This window comes from Ancylobacter dichloromethanicus (assembly GCF_018390645.1).
Classification (GTDB): domain Bacteria; phylum Pseudomonadota; class Alphaproteobacteria; order Rhizobiales; family Xanthobacteraceae; genus Ancylobacter; species Ancylobacter dichloromethanicus.
Genome location: NZ_JAHBGC010000004.1, coordinates 462789 through 481612, shown reverse-complemented (window position 1 = coordinate 481612; position 18824 = coordinate 462789). Strand labels below are relative to the sequence as shown.

Below are 18824 nucleotides of genomic sequence, written 5' to 3'. Positions count from 1 at the left end.
GGCGGCGGCCTGCGCGGCGGCGGCCTCGGCCTCCTGGCGCGCGATCTTGGCGGCCTTGCGCGCTTCGGCGGCGGCCTGGCGGGCCTCGGCGGCAGCCTTGCGCTCGGCCGCCTTGGCAATCATCACCGGGTCGTCCGGCCCCGGCCGGGCCGCGAGCTTCTCAAGCAGGCGGGCCTTGGCTTCGGCGGCGGTCTTCTGGCGGTCTTGAAAGGTATCGCTCATTTTCATGCGCCTCCCTTATCTCTTTTTGAACGAGATTGACAGCCGCTTGCGACCAACTAGTTTCCGCGCGCGATCCGGCCGCATGCAGCCGCGTCTCGCTGCTCGCGGTGCGGTTCATGACTCCCAGAGATCTGGCCTCCTACGTCTTCCTGGCGTTCGTCTGGGGTGCGTCCTTCGTGGTGATGGATCACAACATCCACGCCTTCGGCTGGGTCGGCTCGGTCTCCTTCCGCGCCCTGCTGGCGGCGGCGACGCTGTTCCTCGCCGCCCGCGCCATCGGCCGCCGGCTGGATTTCTCGTTCGGCCTCTTTCCGCTGTTCGTGGTCGGCGCCACCACGGTCGCCGCCCAGCTGGCCCTGCTGGCCTATGGGCTGCCGCGCATCGGCACCGCCATGTCGGCGATCCTGGTCGCCACCATCCCGCTGTTCTCGATGCTGATCGCGGCGCTGTGGCGGGTCGAGCCGATCCGGCTCGGCGGCGCCGTCGGCATCGCGCTCGGCGCCGCCGGCATCGTGCTGCTGGTCGGCTTTCCGGCCCAGCCGGTGACGGCCGATTTCCTCGTCGGCTGCGCCGCGACGCTGGGCTCGACCCTGTCCTCGGCCTTCGGCAGCGTCTATGCCGGGCGCCGCCTGTCGGCCGCCGGCTCGTGGGAGATCACCATCGGCGCCTTCCTGTTCGGCGGGCTGCTCACCCTGCCGCTGCTCGCCTTCGTGCCGGTGCCGGGGATGCCGGAACTGAAGGATTTCGGCACGCTGGTCATCGCCGGGGTGGGCATGAGCGCCATCACCTATGTGATCTTCTACCGGCTGATCGCCTCCATCGGCCCGACCCGGGCGCTCAGCGTCGAGTTCGGCGTCACCGGCGTCGCCATCACCATCGGCACGGTGCTGCTGAACGAGCCGCTATCGCTGCCCCAGCTCGCCGGCGGCGCGGTCATCGGCATTGGCTGTGCGCTGGTGCTCGGCCTCATCCGCCTCGGCCGCACCGAGGCGGCGATGGAGCACCCGGGCGCCTGAGGGCGGTCGCGCCCCGCGCGGCGCCGATCCGGGACCCAGCGGCACCCCCCCGCGCAGCGGACAACCCCCGCCCCGGCCGTCACCCGGCGGAAAACCCGCGCAGGGGCGAAATCGACTTCACCCCGCCAGCAGCGTGGAGCGGCTGAGGCGGCGCACGGCGAGGTCGACCCGGGCGGAATCGCGCCGGGTCCGCTCCACCGTCTCGCCGGTGAATTTCAGGTGCTGGTAGATCGCCTTCTCCGCCGCCTCCGGGTCGGCCGCCACCACCGCCTCGCCGATGGCCTTGTGCTGGATCAGCAGCGCGTCGCGGGATTCGGCCTGGGTGAACAGGCTGGTGCGGTTGAAGAAGATGTCGCGCCGCAGCATCTCGGAGAAGGCCCGCATGACGTGCAGGATGACCAGATTGTGCGAGGCGGCATAGATCAGCCGGTGCAGCACGATGTCGGCCTCGGCCTCGCGGTCGGGGTCGCAGGCCTCGTGGGCCGCCTGCATCTCGGCGAGGCATTCGCGGATCGCCTGCCGCTCCGGTGCCGTCGCGCGCACCGCCGCCAGCCCGGCCGCCGTGCGCTCCACCGCCGCGCGGTATTCGAAATAATCCGCCGTCACCTGCTCGTTGGACTGCAACAGCCCGGCGAGCGGGTCGGTGAGGCCGGACAGGAACTCGGTCACGCGGGTGCCGTCGCGGCTGGTCGCCAGCAGGCCGCGCTGCTCCAGCAGCGCCAGCGCGTCGCGCAGCGAGGGGCGCGACACGTCGAGCCGCTCGGCGAGGTCGCGCTCGCTGGCCAGCCTTTCGCCCGGGCGCAGCACGCCTTCGAGGATCAGCCGCTCGATATGCTCGGCGATCGCCTCCGCCAGCTTGGGTGTGCGCAAGCGTTCCACGGTCTCCCCCTTTCGTGCCCTTCGGCGGCGGACACTACATCGGCGCGCGAGGCCGCGCATCCATCCTGCTTGACTTCGGTGGTAAGGAAATTTTACCAAAGCGCGCCTCGTCCTCCCGCCGGAGGCTGGGGCGGGCGGGCGGCCATGCGGCCGGCCATGTCGATCGGGCCCGCCCTGCCATACCATTGACGTCGGCCGGAGGAGGCGTATCAGCCTGCCCGGAAACAGAAGCCGGGGGAGAAAAACGCCAATGGCCGTCGTGACCAATATCCAGGACCTGCGCGCCATCGCCATGCGCAAGGTGCCGCGCGCCATCTTCCACTATGCCGACCGCGGCTCCTATGACGAGACCACGCTCGCCGCCAACCGGGCGGACCTCGCCGCCATCGGGCTGCGCCAGCGGGTGATGATCGACGTCTCCGACCGCTCCACCGCCACCACCCTGATCGGCGAGAAGGTCGCGCTGCCGCTGGCCATCGCCCCCACGGGGCTGACGGGGCTCTTCCATGGCGACGGCGAAATCCACGGCTGCCGCGCGGCGCAGGCGGCGGGCATCCCGTTCACCCTCTCCACCATGTCGATCTGCTCGATCGAGGACGTCGCCGGCGCGGTGGACAAGCCGTTCTGGTTCCAGCTCTATGTGATGCGCGACCGCAAATTCTCGGAATCGCTGGTCGAGCGCGCCAAGGCGGCGAAATGCTCGGCGCTGGTGCTGACGCTCGATTTGCAGATCCAGGGCCAGCGCCACAACGACATCAAGAACGGCCTCGCCGTGCCGCCCAAGCTCACCCTCGCCAATGCACTCGACATCGCCACCAAGCCGCGCTGGATCGCCAGCGTGCTGATGGGCAGGCGCCATTCCTTCGGCAACCTCGCGGTGCGCCAGGAGAGCGACAGCCTCTCGACCCTCTCGCAGTGGATCGCCGGCCAATTCGACCCGTCCCTGTCGTGGAAGGACGTGGAATGGGTGCGCTCGATCTGGCCCGGCAAGCTCATCCTCAAGGGCATTCTCGATGTCGAGGACGCGAAGATCGCGGCGCAGACCGGCGCCGACGCCATCGTGGTCTCCAACCATGGCGGCCGCCAGCTCGACGGCGCGGTGTCCACCATCAAGGCGCTGCCGCGCATCGTCGACGCCATCGGCGGGGGAAAGAGCGAGATCTGGTTCGACGGCGGCGTGCAGTCGGGTCAGGACATCCTGAAAGCGCGCGCGCTCGGGGCGAAGGGCTGCATGATGGGCAAGGCGTTCCTGTGGTCGCTCGCCGCCGGCGGCCAGGCCGGCGTCGCGCAGGCGATCGAGATCATCCGCAAGGAACTCGACGTCTCCATGGCCCTCACCGGCACCCGCGACATCGAGCAGGTCGACAGGAGCGTGCTGGAGTTGTGAGGGGCAGGCGCAAAAGCCTGTCGCGGCGTCGACCTATCGCGGCCTCGGCCTACCCCCTCGCCTTGCGCCGCACCGCCCCGCGCGGCAGGCGCAGCGGCCAGCGCACCATGTGGTCGATGAAGTCCTCCAGCGGCAGCTCGTCCTCCAGCGCCGCCACCTTGCCGCGCACCGAGACGCCGGCGGCGTGGACGCTCTCGGGGTCACCCGAGACCAGCGGGTGCCACCAGTAGAGGTCGCGCCCCTCCTCCACCAGCCGGTAGCCGCAGGAGGGCGGCAGCCAGTCGAGCGCGCGCACCGTCTGCGGCGTCAGCCGCACGCAATCGGGCACCTGCGCCTGCCGGTCGGGATAGTTGCGGCAGCGGCAGCCGAAATCGTCCAGCAGCTTGCAGCCGATGTCGGTATAGGCGATCGCGTCCGTATCCTCGTCCTGCAGCTTGACGAGGCAGCAGCGCCCGCAGCCGTCGCACAGGCTTTCCCACTCGGCGGGGTCCATCTCGTCGAGGCTCTTGGTACGCCAGAACGGCGCCGCCGCGGCGGCGGTCGAAGTATCGTGCATCGGTCTGGGTTTTCCGGCTCGGTCTCGGGCGCCGGTTCATGCTTCACGAACCGGCCATCACGCATTAGATAGCGTCGCATCCCCGCTCTGGCGAGCCTTGTTGCCGCCCTCGTCGCGCGGCAAGTGCTTTGTTATAAGAGCAAACGGGACTTCCGGGCGCCGCTGGAGCACGGGCTTGAACGACACGAACGCCGATCTGCCGGACCAGCCGCCACGGGAACCGCCCGCGGGCGGGCGCACGCCCTCGCGCCTGCGCCGGCGGCTGCGCCATCTCCTGCTCGGCATCGATTCCTGGATCGACTCGTCGATCTATTCCGGCGGCGTCGGGCTGCGCTCGACCTGGGACGGCTTCGTCGCCTTCACCGAACGCTTCAACGTGCAGGGCCCCCCCCGCCACGCCCTCTCCCTCGCCTCCGAAGCTATGACCTGGGGCGCGGTGGGCGCAGTGCTCATGCTGGCGCTCGCCGTCCCGGCGTTTCAGGAAACGTCGGATGACTGGCTCAAGCGCGCCGAGCTGTCGGTCACCTTCCTCGATCGCTATGGCAACACCATCGGCGAGCGCGGCATCCGCCACAACGACACGGTGCCGCTGGAGGAGTTTCCCGATCACCTGATTAAGGCCGTGCTCGCCACCGAGGACCGGCGCTTCTACGAGCATTTCGGCATCGACATTCCCGGCACCTTCCGCGCCGTTCTCTCCAATGCGCGGGCCGGCGGCGTGGTGCAGGGCGGCTCCTCGCTCACCCAGCAGCTCGCCAAGAACCTGTTCCTTTCCAATGAGCGCACGCTGGAGCGCAAGATCAAGGAAGCCTTCCTGGCGCTGTGGCTGGAGTTCCACCTCACCAAGAACCAGATTCTCAAGCTCTATCTCGACCGCGCCTATATGGGCGGCGGCGCCTTCGGCGTCGACGCGGCGGCGCAGTACTATTTCGGCAAGTCGGCGCGCGACGTGAACCTGGCCGAGGCGGCGATGCTGGCCGGCCTGTTCAAGGCGCCATCGAAATTCGCCCCGCATGTCAACCTGCCGGCGGCGCGCGGGCGTGCCAGCGTGGTGCTCGACAATCTGGTCGAAGCCGGCTTCATGACCGAGGGCCAGGTGTTCGGCGCCCGCCGCAACCCGGCCACGCCGGTGGACCGCAAGCAGGACGACCTGCCCGAATATTACCTCGACTACGCCTTCGACCAGGTGAAGCGCATCGTCGAGACGCTGCCGAGAAGCTATGCCGAGCGCTCCTTCATCGTGCGCACCGCGCTCGACCCCAACATCCAGAAGGCCGCCGACACCGCCATCCGCGACAGCCTGCGCCAGTTCGGCAAGGACTATGGCACCAAGCAGTCGGCCATGGTGGTGATGGAGCCGAACGGGGCGGTGCGCGCCATGGTCGGCGGGCGCGACTATGGCGAGAGCCAGTTCAACCGCGCCACCGACGCGCTGCGCCAGCCCGGCTCCTCGTTCAAACCCTTCGTCTACACGGCGGCGCTGATGACCGGGAAATACAAGCCCAACACCATCGTGGTCGACGGCCCGATCTGCATCGGCAACTGGTGCCCGCAGAATTACGGCCGCTCCTATGCCGGCTCGATCCCGCTGATCAACGCCCTCACCCGCTCGCTCAACACGGTGGCGGTGAAGCTGGCGGAATCGATCGGGCGCGGGCGCATCGTCGATCTCGCCCACGCCATGGGGCTGAAGACGGAACTGAAGATCACCCGCGCCCTGCCGCTCGGCGCCGCCGAAGTGACGGTGATCGACATGGCCACCGCCTATTCGGCGTTCGCCAATGGCGGCTACGCGGTCGATCCGCACGCCGTGGTGGAAATGCGCACGCCCAATGGCGAGCCGGTCTGGAGCTTCGCCCAGAACGGCGCAAAGCCGAAAGAGGTCATCCCGCCGGAGATCATCGACATGATCAACCCGATGCTCAACAGCGTGGTGGAGCGCGGCACCGGAAGGCGCGCCATGATCCCCGGCACCAAGGTCTCGGGCAAGACCGGCACCACCAATGCCTATCGCGACGCCTGGTTCGTCGGCTTCACCGGCAATTATGTCGGCGCCATCTGGTTCGGCAATGACGACTACACCTCGACCCGCCGGATGACCGGCGGCTCGCTGCCGGCGATGACCTGGCAGAAGGTCATGGCCTTTGCCCACCAGGGCATCGAGATCAAGCCGACGCCGGGGCTCGGCAACCAGCCGGCGCCGAAGCTCGACGGCGCGGCGGCGCAGGCCTCCGCGCTGGAGATCGAGGGCGTGCAGCGCCCGGTCACGCTTTCGCCGGCCTCGGCGGAGCGGCTGATGGGGCTCTCGGCGCGGCTGCGCGAGGCGGCGAGCGAGCCGGCCCGCCGGCCGACCGCCGCCATCGCCCCCGCCCCGCCCCCCGGCGCCAGCCTGGTGGGGAGCAACTGACCGCCGCAATTGACCCCGTCGCCGCAATTGACCTCGCCATCGCAAGCGCCCATCCATGTGGCGCCCGCTCCACCGGATAGCTCCTGCCCGTGCGCTCCCTGCTGTTCCTCCTGACCCTGGCCATCGGCGCCGCCCTCGGGCTGGGCCTTACCTGGATCACCACGGTGAACGGGTATGGGCCGGGGCTGGTGCGTTCCGGCCCCTGGGAGACCTGGCCGCGCGCCGGCACGGAGACGGCGGACCCCTATGCGCGCGCCGCCTTCGCCCGCGCCGGCGAGCTGCCGCTGGAACTGGCGGACGGCATCGCCTTCGTCGCCGACACCGATTCGAGCGGCAAGCCGCTCGACGGGCGCTGCGATATCCGCGTCTCCGGCGGCCTGCCGCAGGCCCGCTTCTGGACGCTGACCGTCACCGACCGGGACGGCAGGCTGATCGAAAACGCCGCCGACCGGACCGGCTTCACCAGCACCGAAGTGGTGTGGAACCGCGACAGCACGCTCGATGTGGCGCTCGGCCCGCGCGCGCGGGCCGGCAACTGGCTGCCCACCGGCGCGCGCGACCGCATCGTGCTGACCTTCCGCCTCTACGACACCTCCGTCGGCCTCGCCAACCGCACCAGCGACGCGCCACAGATGCCGAAGGTCGTCACCGAGCGCTGCCCGTGGGAGCGCACCTCGTGAGCGCGCCCGCCCGGCAGGTGCCGCGCCGTCCGCGCCGGAGCGCACCGCGATGAGCCGCATCGTCCTCACCGTCCTCGTCGGCCTCGTGCTCGGCCTCATCGTCCACCTCGCGGCGGTGCTGGTGCTGCCCTATCTGGCCGAGCAGGACGCCTATGCGCGCCTTGCCGCCGTGGCCACGCCGAACGAGATGACGCCGATCGACGATCCGTCGGCGCTCGGCGCCGTGCTGCCGGCCACCGACCCCGCCTTCATCTCCGCCGTATGCCTGTACGATCTCGCCGCGGGGCCGCTCAAGGTGCGGGTGCCGACCACCGAGGACTACACCTCGGTGTCGTTCTACACCCGCTACGGCCTGCCCTTCTACGCCATCAACGACCGATCGGCCGGGCGTTCCATCATCGAGCTCGACCTGATGAACACCAAGCAGCGCGCCGCTTTGCCGGAGGACGACGACGTCACCGCGGCCGACCGGCTGATCGTCGAATCGCCGGGCGACGAGGGCGTGGTGCTGATCCGGGCGCTGGTGCGCGAACGCAGCGCCCGCGAGGATGCGCGCGCGCGCATGCAGATGGCCAACTGCGCCCCCGCCTCCTGATCCGATGGCGGGTGACCGCGGCGTTCAATGCCGCGTCAGCACGGTTCCTGGGTCGCCGGGGCCAGCCCGTCGACGCCGGGCCGCACCATCTGCACCACGGGAAGGATGATCACCTTCGCCGAGCCTTCGGACGGCACGCGGACGCTCGGGGCCTGCCCTTGCGCCCAACGCTTCGGAAACGGCACCAATGCTCCCATCGCGCCCTCCCTTTCTCCAGCCAACCGGATGCGACCAGTACGGCGCAACCATGGTTAACGGCTTTCTAACGTTCGGTGCGTAGTTTTGTTTCGTGCCTCCGCCCGGGGCGCGAGGAGTCATTCACGAGCAGCCCGCCGTCCATGCCTTCCATGTCAGGCTCCGGCCCCATCGATCCGGTCGACCCCATGCATCTCCCCTACCGAGATACCCGTCCGGCGATGCTGCGGTTGCTGGTGCGCGAATTCCTGAAGCAGCCGGATCTCGGCGAGGCGGCGGAAGCGCGGTTCATTACCCTCGCGGTTCGGCTGATCGAAGGCGTGGAGGTGCCGGTGGCGGCCCGTTATGTGCGCGAACTCGCCCCGCACCCGGCGCTGCCACGCGCGCTGGCGCGTTATCTGGCGACGGCGAACATCTCGCTGGCCGGACCGATCCTGCGCCTGTCGCCGGTTCTCGACGAGAAGGATCTGGCCGAACTGGCCGAAAACGCCGCGCCCGCGCATCTCGCTGCCATGGCCGCCCGGCGCGAAGTCTCACCGGCGCTCGCCAAACGCATCGCCGAACTCATTCACCGCGGCCGCGCGCAAGCACCGGCGGATGATGCTGCCACGCCGCGAGCACAAGCCGGCCGCACCGCGCCAACGCAGGGCGTCGGCCTGTCGCCAGCCACTCCGGCCGCAGCCGCCCCGACGGCGCCAGAGCCCCCGCTTTCCGCCGGCCCCGGTTTTTTCAACGCCGGGCCAGAGGAACGTGCCGGCCTCGTCGCCCGCCTCGTAACCCTGCCGCCGCTGCCTCTAGCCGAGCGTCCGGCGGCGGCCCCGGCGAGCTTCGTCGACGCCTTGCTCGACGCTGCCAAGGCGAAAAGTGCAGACGCGCTCGCCACGCTGATGGAGCGGGCACTGGGCGTCACCCCGGAGAACGCCGCTCGCATCGTCGCCGACGACACCGGTCAGTCGCTGGCCGTGGTCGCCCGCGCGCTCGGCCTGTCCTTCGCCATCCTCTCGCGGGTGCTGTTCCGGCTTCATCCGGCGGGACGTTCCGCCGGGGAGATGGCGCGGCTGGCCGAAATGTTCGATGAACTGCCGCTCGCCAGCGCCCAGCATCTGGTGGCCTCCTGGCGGCCCGGACGGCGCCCGCCACGCGAGCGGACGGAAGACCCGCCGTCCATGCGCAGCTTCGGTGGACCGCACGCGACGGCGGCTGCGGCGCCGGCCACCGCCGACAATCGCCAACGCAAGCATTGACCCGAGAAAAACGACGGGAAAAGCCGGCTAGCCGCGCGAAAGATCGAGGAAGCAGCGCCCGGCGCGGTCTTCGATCTCGACCAGCCAGAGGTCGGAATCATAGCGCATCTCGCGCACCATCCGCGCTTCTGCCTCGCTCTCCGGCGCGCCCGCCGGCACCAGCGGGGTGAAAAGGCGTACCCCCTCCTCCGGAAGCCCTTCGAGTGACGGCAATGCCGGACCGTAGAGCGCGGCCCTGCCGTCCTGTGTCGCCACCTTGACGAACACGGCGCCCGCCTCCTCGGCACCGCGGCGTCGCACGGCGGCGAAAGCGCCGGCGCCATTGGCCCGACGCAGCAGGGCGGACACGAAGATCGCGCTTTTCAGCCGCATCGAGCCCTACCGGATCGTGAAGCCGGAGACGGCGTTCAACTCGCGAATCACACGCTCCGACATTTGCCCCGTCACCGGCAGGCGGCGGTCGCGCTCGAAGCGCTCGATGGCCTCCTGCGTCGCCGCGCCATAGACGCCGTCGATGCGGATCGGGCCATAGCCGAGGCGGGCCAGCGCCTTCTGGATATCCATGATCCGCGGCGACACGGGCACCTCGCCGGGCGGCAGAAGGCCGGAGGCCGACGCACCCGCGGCCTCCGCCATCGGCGTCGGCGCGGCGGGGGCAGCGGCGGCCGGTGGGGCAACGCGCGGCACTGCGGGCTTGGAAGGCGGCAGGGGTGTGGACGCCACTGCCTGCGCCGCGTCCATCGGCAGCGACGCCGCCGTCGCGGCAGGTGTAGGGGCGGCAGGAGTCGCGGCGGCGGGTGTCGGGGCTATGGGCGCCGGCGGGCTGGCAGCGGCGCGCGGGTTCTCCACCTGACGGATGTCGCCCGGCGCGGAGACCGGCACCGGAGCCCGGCCCGCCGTTCCCGGCCGCCCCTGTTGCAGGGCCAGCGCGTTGAACAGCACGGCGGCGCTGGCAGCACCGGCGAGGAAGAGCATGAACAGGTCCGACCGCCGCCGGCCGCTGCGGTATGGGCGCCCCGCGGCGCGCTCGCCGACGAGGTCGATATCGTCCACCAGAAGGTCGCTGGCGTAGGAACGGGGCATGGAACCGTATTCTGGCAACCGAATCGGGAAGCGCAATCGGCGCGGACGCAGCGACCATGCCATGCGCGGTTTAAGCGAACCCTAAAAGCCACGGGCGTGCTTAACATCGGCTTTCCGCGATCGACTGATTTTGCACGTTTCCGACACCGGTTGAGCAACCCGCAACCGCTATGGTCCGGCCATCGAAGTCTACATTCCGGGCGAGGCGTGCCATCCGGCGCACGCTCGGGACGGCATCCGCGAGAAGGATCATGTTCTTTCTGCTGCGCATTGGGTTCTGGCTCACCGTCGTTTTCCTGCTGCTGCCGGCGGTGATCGGCGGACCGGCCTCGCGCGCCCCGGACAGCGGCACGCCGGAGAGCGGCGAGCCCAAGGTCAGCGCCATGCAGGCGCTCTCGGCGGCGACCTCGGCGGTGGCGGACGCTGGGGGCTTCTGCGCCCGCCAGCCGCAGGCCTGCGCCATCGGCGCCAGCGTGATCGAACTCATCGGCGAGCGGGCCGAGGCCGGCGCGCGCTTTGCACTCGGCTATCTCTCCGAGCAGATCGTCGAGGAAAAGCGCAAGGCGGCGGCCCGTGCCGGCGGCTCGCGCGCCGGCGACACGCTGACCACCCATGATCTCAGCCCCGTCTGGCAGGGGCCGAAGCCGCCGGCCGGGTTTGCCCCTTCCGACATCACCGGTTCCGCCACCCCGGCGGCGCCGGCCCCCGGGGCGATGCCTGCCAAAGCCATCCCGGCCCTGCCGGCCGCGCCCGGCGTCGTCCCGCTGCCGCCCAGGCGGCCGGCCTGAGAAGGTCGGGCTGGCCCCAACCATTGCGCTCGCGCGCCCCGCCCCCCTATATGCGGGCGGAGAGGCGCCGATGACATCAAAGATCGACAGCATCATCGAGGACTTCGAACTCCTCGACAATTGGGACGACCGGTACCGCTACCTCATCGAGTTGGGCCGCGCCCTGCCGCCCTTCCCGGAGGAGCGGCGCACCGAGCAAGCCAAGGTCCAGGGCTGCGCCAGCCAGGTCTGGCTGGTGAGCGAGACCAAGCAGGGCGAGAACGGCCCGCGCCTCGCCCTGCTTGGCGATTCGGACGCGCATATCGTGCGCGGCCTGGTCGCCATCCTGCTTGCGCTCTATTCGGACCGTCCGGCCCGCGATATCTTGGCGACCGACCCGGGAGCGGTGTTTGCGCGCATCGGCCTCAAGGACCACCTGACGCCACAGCGCTCAAACGGCCTGCGCTCCATGGTGGAGCGGATCCGTGGGGAAGCGCGCAAGGCACTCGCGGACACCGCCGCCTAAAGCCCTTCGCCGGCGCCACCCGTGACCGCCGCCCTCCAGGCACGGGTGCGAGCGCGGCTCGGGCCCTGCGCCGCCTCGCTCAGCCCGTAGTGCCGCGCAAGCCGGTCGAGCCCCAGCGCCAGCACCACCTTGGCGGTGCGCGCCGGCCAGCCACGCTCCTGCTCGACCTGCTCCAGCCCCTTGAGGAAGCAGCAGACATCCATCAGCAGGCCGGAAAATTCCGGCCCCGCGGCCTCCATGGCGCGCGACACGCGCTGGCGGGCCGCGAAGGAGGCCTCCGAAGCGTTGAGCCCGGGCGCCGCGCCGCGCTGGTCCGTCCGCGTCACCGCGTCCCAATTGGCGGTCAGGCGCGGGGCCATGCCGGCGCGGGTGAAATCCGCCCGCAGCCGCTCGCCGGCGATAAGCTGCACCGGCGCGATGAATCGACTACCGTCGCGACCGCGCCGCCGCGCCAGCCAGCCGAGCGGGCTTTCCTCGAGGTCGACCGCGACGGCGCAGCGCACGCCGTCGATCTCCACCTCGACATGGTCGATGCGGCGTTCAACCATGGGCACCTCCCCGGTCTCCAGGGAGAGCGAGGCGTCGTACGTCCTCCTCCAGCGCGGCGACCCAGCGGTCCCAGCCGGCGATCTCGCGCCGCTCCTCGATCCGGCGGCAGGCATGGGCGACGGTGGAGCGATGACGGCCGAAACCGGTGGCGACCCGGGTCATGGGCAGGCCCAGCCCGACATGGGCGAGATACATCGCCAGGGCTCGGGCCGAGGCGCAGCGGCGGTCGAGCCGGTGCTCATGCAGCACGAGGCCGAGGGGAATGGCGGTCGCCTCGGCAGCCAACGACGCGGCGATGAGGCACGGCTCGGGCCCCGACGCCGTCGAAGGCGCCGGATTGTTGTCTACGGCCATGGACGAAATCTCCATTGAAGGAATTTAAGCCTACATGCGGAGGCGTCGACTGACAAGAACATAACTAGAACATACGTCAGTATGCATTTCCGCAACGAAGGGCATTGCGGAAACAGGCTCTCGTTCTAGGAATTATATCCGCACTGGCGTCACTGGCCCGATACTGAAGCCGGTTCAGCGGAGACATTCATGACATTCCACCGGCACCATCGCCGCATCCGCGCGGCACGCAGCGAGGAGCCCGAGGACATTATCGCCGGAAGGGTGGCCGCCCTGCGGCCGTTTCTAGGCTCGCCGGGAGCGGATCGCGGCGCGGCGCTGCAGCGTCTGCTGCGCGCCGAGCGACGCGCCGCGCGCAGCGGCATCGGCTATGACGCGGCGCGCCACGCCGCGCTGCGCCGCCTGCTCGCCGAAGTCGAGGCGCGGGCCCCCGCCGGGAAGCCAAACAACGAAAAAGGCCGCCACACATGGTGACGACCTTCCCGGTAGCGTGTCGCCGCAAAGGCGCGGCGCCCGATCTGCTTACTCAGCCGCCCGCGGCCGCCCGTCGGCGCTGCTGGCCGAGGCCCATCTCCTTCGCCAGCGCTGAACGCGCGGCAGCGTAGTTGGGCGCCACCATGGGATAATCCGCCGGCAGGCCCCATTTCTCGCGATACGCCTCGGGGGTAAGGTCATATTGCGTTCGCAGGTGCCGCTTCAGCGATTTGAACTTCTTGCCGTCCTCGAGGCAGACGATGTAATCAGGCATAACCGACTTCTTGAGCGGCACGGCGGGCTTCAGCGGCTCCGCAACCGTCTCGACCTCACCCTTGTCCACCCGCTGCAACGCGCCGTGCACTTCTGCAATGAGGGTGACTAGTTCATTGGCCGAGACCGCATTATTGCTCACATACGCCGAGACGATATCGGCGGCCAGTTCGATATAGCTGTCGGCGTCGTTGGTGTCGCTCATGGCTCATTCTTCAAATGATGTAGCTAAAGTTTGACGCGGCGCCGAAGCGCGCTCTCACGCCCGCCCTTGTACGTGCAAATACGTCTCTCTCCCACGTATTCGCGCCGCCATTGACCTCAAGAACACAGATAGACTTGAATAGCAGGGATAACAAGGTTTTTCGGCGGGATTCGTCGCAATCATGTGTGCAACGCCGTACAGCCGCCAGACTGTCGCCCCACTGTGCAAGCTCTACGAGGTCTAGAGGCTGCTTCACCGCCGACGACCTGGCGGCCAGCGCGCAGGCAAAACTTCGTGAACGACGCTAACACTTGCCGCTGCCCGTGGTGGCGATTATCTCTGCGGAAAACCTCAAGGATTTGCCCATGGACCAGACCTCCCGCCGCCCCCGCGTGGTGAAGACGGACGCCGAGTGGCGCGCCCGGCTCACCCCCGAGCAGTATCGCGTCACGCGTGGCCACGGAACCGAATGCGCGTTCAGCGGTCCGCACCTCGCCCAGAAGGAGCCGGGCCTCTACCGCTGCGTGTGCTGCGAGGCGCCGCTGTTCCGCTCCAATGCGAAGTTCGAATCGGGCACCGGCTGGCCAAGCTTCTTCCAGCCGGTCGATGCCGAGGCCGTCAGCGAATATCACGACCACTCCTACGGCATGCACCGGGTCGAGGTGCGCTGCGCCAGTTGCGACGCCCATCTCGGCCACGTCTTCCCGGACGGGCCGCCGCCCACGCGCCAGCGCTTCTGCATCAACGGCGTCGCCCTCGCCTTCGAGGCGGAAGCTCTCGCCGGCGAGGAAAAACCCGCGTGACAACGGACAAATCCGCCGTCAACGACATCGCCAACGGCGCCCGCCCGACTGCCGTGCACCCGCCGCTGGTGCGCCATTTCCACGGCCGGACGCTGGTCGACGAACACGCCTGGCTCCGCGCCGACAATTGGCGCGAAGTCATGCGCGACCCCTCCGTGCTCGGCGCCGACATCCGCGCCTGGCTGGAGAGGGAGAACGCCGAGGCCGAGGCGTGGCTGGCACCGCACGCTGAGCGGCGCCAGCAACTGGTCGGGGAAATGCGCGGCCGCATCAAGGAAGACGACACGTCCGTTCCGGCGACCGATGGTCCGTTCGCCTATTTCACCCGGTTCCGCGAGGGCGGGCAGCACCCGCTGATCTGCCGCCGCCCGGCCGGCGCCGTCGCCGGCGAGACTCTCCTCCTCGACGGCGACGCTCTGGCGCGGGGAAAGGCCTATTTCCAGTTCGGCGACGCCCGGCAATCGCCCGACCACCGGCTCTACGCCTGGACGGCGGACGAGGCCGGTTCCGAATATTACACGCTTCGCATCCGTGACATCGAGGCCGGCACCGATCTGCCGGACCTCGTCACCGAGACGACGGGCGATGTGCTCTGGAGCGCGGACGGCGCCTTTCTCTTCTACATCCGCCGCGATGCCGAGCACCGCCCCAGCTTCGTCTACCGCCACCGTCTGGGCGCCGATCCGGCCGAGGACACGCTGGTTTACGAGGAGCCGGACAAGGGTTTCTTCGTCTCGCTCGGCCACACCCAGTCGCGGCGTTTCGGCCTGATTTCCTGTGGCGACCACGATACCAGCGAGGTCTGGCTGCTCGACCTCGAAGCGCCGCTGGAGCCCCCCCGTCTCGTCGAGCCGCGCGAGGCGGGCCTGCGTTACGGCGTCGAGCATCACCCGTCGCTCGGCGGCATGGAAAGCCTGATCATCGAGACCAATGCGGAGGGGGCGGAGGACTTCAAGATCGTCGCCGCACCGCTGGCAACGCCGCGCCGCGCCCACTGGCGCGACCTGGTGCCGCACAAACCGGGCCGGCTGCTCCTGTCCATGAGCGTGCTGCGCGGCCATCTGCTGCGACTCGAGCGCGAGGACGGCCTGCCGCGCCTGGTCGTGCGCGCACTGGCGGACGGCGCGGAACACGTCGTCGCCTTCGCGGAGGAGGCTTATTCGCTTGGCTTCGATCCCGGCTACGGCTTCGACAAGACCGAGATCCGCTTCACCTATTCCTCGATGACCACCCCGTCCGAGGTATGGGACTACGATGTGGCGAGCCGCGCCCGCACGCTGCGCAAGCGGCAGGAGGTGCCCTCGGGCCACGATCCCAGGCGCTATGTCACCCGTCGCCTGATGGCGCCGACAGCAGATGGCGAACTGGTCCCGGTCTCGCTGCTGTTCGCCCGCGACACCCCGCTCGATGGCACCGCTCCCTGCCTGCTCTATGGCTATGGCGCCTATGGCATCGCCATTCCCGCCGGCTTCTCAACCACGCGCCTGTCGCTTGTCGATCGCGGCTTCGTCTTCGCCATCGCTCACATACGCGGCGGCACGGAAAAGGGCTGGCGCTGGTACCGCGAGGGCAAGCTGGCCAGCAAGACCAACACGTTCCGCGACTTCATCGCCGCCGGCGAGCACCTTGTCGCCGAACGGATCGTCGCCCCGGATCGCATCGTTGCCCATGGCGGCTCGGCCGGCGGCATGCTGATGGGTGCCGTGGCGAACATGCGCCCCGACCTGTTCGCCGGAATCGTCGCCGAGGTGCCGTTCGTCGACGTGCTGAACACCATGCTCGATGATACGCTGCCCCTGACCCCGCCGGAATGGCCGGAATGGGGGAATCCGATCACCGATCCGGAAGCCTTCGCTACCATCCAGAGCTATTCGCCCTATGACAATGTGGAAGCGAAGGACTATCCCGCCATCTTCGCCCTCGCCGGCCTCACCGACCCGCGGGTAACCTATTGGGAACCGGCAAAATGGGTGGCGAAGCTGCGCGAGATGAAGACCGGCAGTCGCCCGCTCCTGCTGCGCACCAATATGGAGGCCGGACATGGCGGCGCCTCGGGCCGGTTCGACCGGCTGGAGGAAACTGCCATGGTCTATGCCTTCGCCCTCGCCATGGCAGGACACTGAGCGAAGGCGTCCACATGGGAAACGAAAAAGGGCGCCGCATGGCGCCCTTTGCTTTGGTGAGGAGCAAGCAGGCCGTTCACTCGCGGCTGGCACCGCCGGCGACATGGTCGCGCAGTTCCTGCAGCGAGGCGAACCGCAGCATGCCGTCGGGCAGGTCGGCCTCGATCGAGCCGTCGGAATAGAGCTTGTAGCTCATGCCGCCGATGGTGCCCGACTTCAGCACGGTAACCCCTGGCGCAGCGGGCGCGGGCTCCGGCTCGTCCGAGAGCAGGTCTGCCTCCCGCAGGAAGGCGGGAGGTGCGTCATCCGGCTCGGGCGTGAATTCCTCGCGCAGGCGGGGTGCACGGATCTCCTCATCGGAGACAGCGGGCGCGGGACGTTCTGTCGGCGCCCCGCCACCGGCGCCCCCCGGCCGCAGAAAGGAAGGCGGCGGTTCCCGGCGCGCTGGCTCGGGACGCAAAGGCTCGGAGCGCAGGGGATCTGCGCGCAGAGGCTCCGTCCGCACAGGCTCAGTCCGCGCCGGTTCGGACCGCACCGTGTCCTGGCGAACCGGCTCCGGCAGCGGCGAACGGAAGGGCGGCAGTTCGAAGTCGGGCTCCGGCTCGAACTCCGGCTCAGGCGCGAAGGCCGGCTCGACACCGGCCGGCGGCTCGCCCGCCCGCTTGCGGGAAAACCAGGTCGGCAGTTCCCGCTCGTCGTCCTCGGCGGCCAGTTCAAGCGGTTCGCGCGCGGCGGGCGATGCATGCGCGGACGCTGGCCTCGGCGCTTCCGCGTGGGGCGGAGCGGCCGGCACAAAAGGCTCCTCCAAGATGGGGTTGCCGGCGGCCTCCACCCGTCCAGCGTGAGCCTCATCCTCGAACGACTCGAAATGAACCGCACCGTCGAGCTTCTCGGCGATGTCGCTCAAGACCCTCAGAATGAAACCGAGGGCCACGACGAGAAGACCGCCGACAAAACCGGTACTGCCGACCGTCATCAGGCCCGCCCCGGAAGTCGTCTCCACGGATCCGAACCCGATTGCTCCGAGGACGATGCCGATCGCAGCCAGCGCCGCACCGATCCCGATGACTATTGCACCCATAAAGAAACTCCGCCGGACCGATTCGCCGCCGGTCCTTCTTCTACGAGACTTTACGTCCAGTACAGCCTTAGCGAAAGCACGGAGGCCGAATGTCTGCGCATCGCCGCCGCCGGCGCGCTACGGCGAAGAAATCTGCCGCGCGCGACGCTTTTGGTTGTCCGCGCCCGCGGAGCGCCCTATCTAGTCGGAGCCGATCTTTCGCGGTGCCCGCGCACCCGCGAGGGGCGCCGAAGCGGCGCGGCCGGATTTCAATTTGCGGAGACAGATTCCATGTCCTTCACGCTTCCCGAGCTTCCCTACTCCTACGACGCGCTCGCCCCCTATATGTCGCGCGAGACGCTCGAATATCACCACGACAAGCACCACCTCGCCTATGTGAACAACGGCAACAATCTGCTGAAGGGCACCGAGTGGGAAGGCCAGTCGCTGGAAGAGATCGTCAAGGGCTCCTTCGGCAAGAATGCCGGCCTGTTCAACAATGCCGGCCAGCATTTCAACCACATCCATTTCTGGCAGTGGATGAAGCCGAATGGTGGCGGCGCCATCCCCGGCGAGCTTGAGAAGAAGATCGTCGAGGACCTCGGTTCGGTTGACAAGATGAAGGAAGACTTCATCCAGGCCGGCGTGACCCAGTTCGGCTCGGGCTGGAACTGGCTCGCGGTCAAGGACGGCAAGATCGTCGTGATGAAGACCGCCAATGGCGAGAGCCCGCTGGTCCACGGCGCCACCCCGATCCTCGGCTGCGACGTGTGGGAGCACTCCTACTACATCGACTACCGCAACCGCCGCCCCGACTATCTCAAGGCGTTCGTCGAGAACCTGGTGAACTGGGAACACGTCGCCGAGCTCTATTCCAAGGCCGTCTGATCCAGGTCCGCCTGAGCGGTCCTCGCGCGAAAACCGGGCGCCGTCGCTTGTCGACGGCGCCCTCTTTCGTCGACCGGCCCGCACTACTGGCCGAACGGCACCTGCGTGCGCGGGCCCGCCGGGCGGGCCTTGGGCGGCCAGCCCTTCACGCAATAGTCGTTCCAGAAATTGAGCTGCCAGGCCGAGCGCCACTGGTAGAGCCAGTTCTCGCATTCCGCCTTGCTGCGGAAGCACCCTTCGGCGGTGCGCCCCTCGATGAAATCATAATTCCACGGTGCCTGCCGGCGGCCGGTGAAATGGCCGTACCAGAGCTGCGCCGGTGGGGTCGAAGCCGCCATCTTCCGGCAATCACCGCCGGGAAAGGTCCCGGTGAATTCATAGGCCCCGGCCGTGCTGCCGGCCGCTGCCAGCATGAGGCCGGCCAGGACTGCCGCCGATGCAATCGCTTTCCCGCGCATGGTACTTCCCTCCACGGCCGGCGGAAGGTCGCCGCCGGCACGCCATCAATCTATGCGCCTGCCGGGCAAGGAAAAGGGGC

23 protein-coding genes are annotated in these 18824 nt (G+C 69.0%); 12 read left to right on the top strand and 11 right to left on the bottom strand.

Annotation, left to right across the window (positions count from 1 at the left end; all coding sequences use genetic code 11):
• Positions 1-222 (bottom strand): DUF6481 family protein (locus tag KHC23_RS02430; RefSeq protein WP_246543990.1); only part of this gene is annotated, 222 nt, incomplete at its 3' end.
• A gap of 116 nt (positions 223-338) precedes the next feature.
• Between KHC23_RS02430 and KHC23_RS02425 the strand changes: the two genes are divergently transcribed.
• A complete protein-coding gene (locus KHC23_RS02425; RefSeq protein ID WP_213369020.1) occupies positions 339-1238 on the top strand; it encodes a DMT family transporter in 900 nt (299 codons plus the stop codon).
• A gap of 117 nt (positions 1239-1355) precedes the next feature.
• Here the strand turns inward: KHC23_RS02425 and KHC23_RS02420 are convergent, their stop codons facing one another.
• Positions 1356-2117 (bottom strand): FCD domain-containing protein, encoded by a 762-nt coding sequence (locus tag KHC23_RS02420; protein ID WP_271188731.1) that lies wholly within the window; start codon positions 2115-2117, stop codon positions 1356-1358.
• 250 nt (positions 2118-2367) lie between these two features.
• Here KHC23_RS02420 and KHC23_RS02415 point away from each other — a divergent pair, with 250 nt between their 5' ends.
• Positions 2368-3504, top strand: coding sequence for an alpha-hydroxy acid oxidase (locus tag KHC23_RS02415; RefSeq protein WP_213369016.1), 1137 nt, complete (start codon positions 2368-2370; stop codon positions 3502-3504).
• Between the two features lie 49 nt (positions 3505-3553).
• Here KHC23_RS02415 and KHC23_RS02410 read toward each other — a convergent pair whose 3' ends face one another.
• Entirely contained in the window at positions 3554-4060 is a 507-nt protein-coding gene (locus KHC23_RS02410) for a YcgN family cysteine cluster protein (RefSeq protein WP_213369014.1), read from the bottom strand.
• Between the two features lie 175 nt (positions 4061-4235).
• On the opposite strand from KHC23_RS02410, the gene KHC23_RS02405 reads away from it, so the two are divergent.
• From KHC23_RS02405 to KHC23_RS02395, 3 genes are all read left to right on the top strand, one after another.
• On the top strand, positions 4236-6467 hold the full coding sequence (locus KHC23_RS02405; protein WP_373878537.1) for a transglycosylase domain-containing protein: 2232 nt from the start codon (positions 4236-4238) through the stop codon (positions 6465-6467).
• Between the two features lie 89 nt (positions 6468-6556).
• Positions 6557-7147 carry a DUF1214 domain-containing protein gene (locus tag KHC23_RS02400; protein WP_213369013.1) on the top strand — a complete coding sequence of 197 codons (591 nt, stop codon included), beginning with the start codon at positions 6557-6559 and terminating at the stop codon, positions 7145-7147.
• 49 nt (positions 7148-7196) lie between these two features.
• Positions 7197-7742 (top strand): DUF1254 domain-containing protein, encoded by a 546-nt coding sequence (locus KHC23_RS02395; RefSeq protein ID WP_213369011.1) that lies wholly within the window; start codon positions 7197-7199, stop codon positions 7740-7742.
• 35 nt (positions 7743-7777) lie between these two features.
• On the opposite strand, the gene KHC23_RS02390 is transcribed toward KHC23_RS02395, so the two are convergent.
• Positions 7778-7939 carry a hypothetical protein gene (locus tag KHC23_RS02390; protein WP_213369009.1) on the bottom strand — a complete coding sequence of 54 codons (162 nt, stop codon included), beginning with the start codon at positions 7937-7939 and terminating at the stop codon, positions 7778-7780.
• A 141-nt stretch (positions 7940-8080) separates the two neighbouring features.
• Between KHC23_RS02390 and KHC23_RS02385 the strand changes: the two genes are divergently transcribed.
• Positions 8081-9181: a DUF2336 domain-containing protein gene (locus KHC23_RS02385; RefSeq protein WP_213369007.1), complete on the top strand. Its 1101-nt coding sequence runs from the start codon at positions 8081-8083 to the stop codon at positions 9179-9181.
• A 27-nt stretch (positions 9182-9208) separates the two neighbouring features.
• Here KHC23_RS02385 and KHC23_RS02380 read toward each other — a convergent pair whose 3' ends face one another.
• On the bottom strand, positions 9209-9553 hold the full coding sequence (locus KHC23_RS02380) for a DUF1491 family protein (RefSeq protein WP_213369005.1): 345 nt from the start codon (positions 9551-9553) through the stop codon (positions 9209-9211).
• A gap of 6 nt (positions 9554-9559) precedes the next feature.
• Positions 9560-10264, bottom strand: a complete 705-nt coding sequence (locus tag KHC23_RS02375) for a peptidoglycan-binding domain-containing protein (protein WP_213369003.1) — start codon at positions 10262-10264, stop codon at positions 9560-9562.
• Positions 10265-10515: 251 nt separating this feature from the next.
• Here KHC23_RS02375 and KHC23_RS02370 point away from each other — a divergent pair, with 251 nt between their 5' ends.
• Together KHC23_RS02370 and KHC23_RS02365 are read left to right on the top strand one after the other, a co-directional pair.
• Positions 10516-11052, top strand: a complete 537-nt coding sequence (locus tag KHC23_RS02370; protein WP_213368997.1) for a DUF5330 domain-containing protein — start codon at positions 10516-10518, stop codon at positions 11050-11052.
• A 70-nt stretch (positions 11053-11122) separates the two neighbouring features.
• Complete coding sequence (locus KHC23_RS02365; RefSeq protein ID WP_213368995.1) at positions 11123-11557, top strand: SufE family protein; 435 nt, start codon at positions 11123-11125, stop codon at positions 11555-11557.
• Here KHC23_RS02365 and KHC23_RS02360 read toward each other — a convergent pair.
• Both KHC23_RS02360 and KHC23_RS02355 read right to left on the bottom strand, forming a co-directional pair.
• Complete coding sequence (locus KHC23_RS02360) at positions 11554-12105, bottom strand: DUF6456 domain-containing protein (RefSeq protein WP_213368993.1); 552 nt, start codon at positions 12103-12105, stop codon at positions 11554-11556. The two genes, KHC23_RS02365 and KHC23_RS02360, sit on opposite strands and share 4 nt — an antisense overlap.
• Positions 12098-12460 (bottom strand): helix-turn-helix domain-containing protein, encoded by a 363-nt coding sequence (locus tag KHC23_RS02355; protein WP_213368991.1) that lies wholly within the window; start codon positions 12458-12460, stop codon positions 12098-12100. Before KHC23_RS02355 ends, KHC23_RS02360 begins: the two co-directional genes overlap by 8 nt.
• 189 nt (positions 12461-12649) lie before the next feature.
• Here KHC23_RS02355 and KHC23_RS02350 point away from each other — a divergent pair, with 189 nt between their 5' ends.
• Entirely contained in the window at positions 12650-12934 is a 285-nt protein-coding gene (locus KHC23_RS02350) for a hypothetical protein (protein WP_213368989.1), read from the top strand.
• A gap of 52 nt (positions 12935-12986) precedes the next feature.
• Here the strand turns inward: KHC23_RS02350 and KHC23_RS02345 are convergent, their stop codons facing one another.
• Complete coding sequence (locus KHC23_RS02345; protein ID WP_213368987.1) at positions 12987-13412, bottom strand: Ros/MucR family transcriptional regulator; 426 nt, start codon at positions 13410-13412, stop codon at positions 12987-12989.
• Positions 13413-13777: 365 nt separating this feature from the next.
• Here KHC23_RS02345 and msrB point away from each other — a divergent pair, with 365 nt between their 5' ends.
• Together msrB and KHC23_RS02335 are read left to right on the top strand one after the other, a co-directional pair.
• A complete protein-coding gene (gene msrB, locus KHC23_RS02340) occupies positions 13778-14215 on the top strand; it encodes a peptide-methionine (R)-S-oxide reductase MsrB (RefSeq protein ID WP_213368985.1) in 438 nt (145 codons plus the stop codon).
• Positions 14212-16338 carry a S9 family peptidase gene (locus KHC23_RS02335; protein WP_373878536.1) on the top strand — a complete coding sequence of 709 codons (2127 nt, stop codon included), beginning with the start codon at positions 14212-14214 and terminating at the stop codon, positions 16336-16338. Before msrB ends, KHC23_RS02335 begins: the two co-directional genes overlap by 4 nt.
• Positions 16339-16414: 76 nt before the next feature.
• On the opposite strand, the gene KHC23_RS02330 is transcribed toward KHC23_RS02335, so the two are convergent.
• Entirely contained in the window at positions 16415-17419 is a 1005-nt protein-coding gene (locus tag KHC23_RS02330) for a hypothetical protein (RefSeq protein ID WP_213368978.1), read from the bottom strand.
• Between the two features lie 270 nt (positions 17420-17689).
• On the opposite strand from KHC23_RS02330, the gene KHC23_RS02325 reads away from it, so the two are divergent.
• Entirely contained in the window at positions 17690-18286 is a 597-nt protein-coding gene (locus tag KHC23_RS02325; RefSeq protein WP_213368976.1) for a superoxide dismutase, read from the top strand.
• A gap of 83 nt (positions 18287-18369) precedes the next feature.
• Here KHC23_RS02325 and KHC23_RS02320 read toward each other — a convergent pair whose 3' ends face one another.
• Entirely contained in the window at positions 18370-18744 is a 375-nt protein-coding gene (locus KHC23_RS02320) for a hypothetical protein (protein WP_213368974.1), read from the bottom strand.
• Positions 18745-18824: the final 80 nt, after the last annotated feature.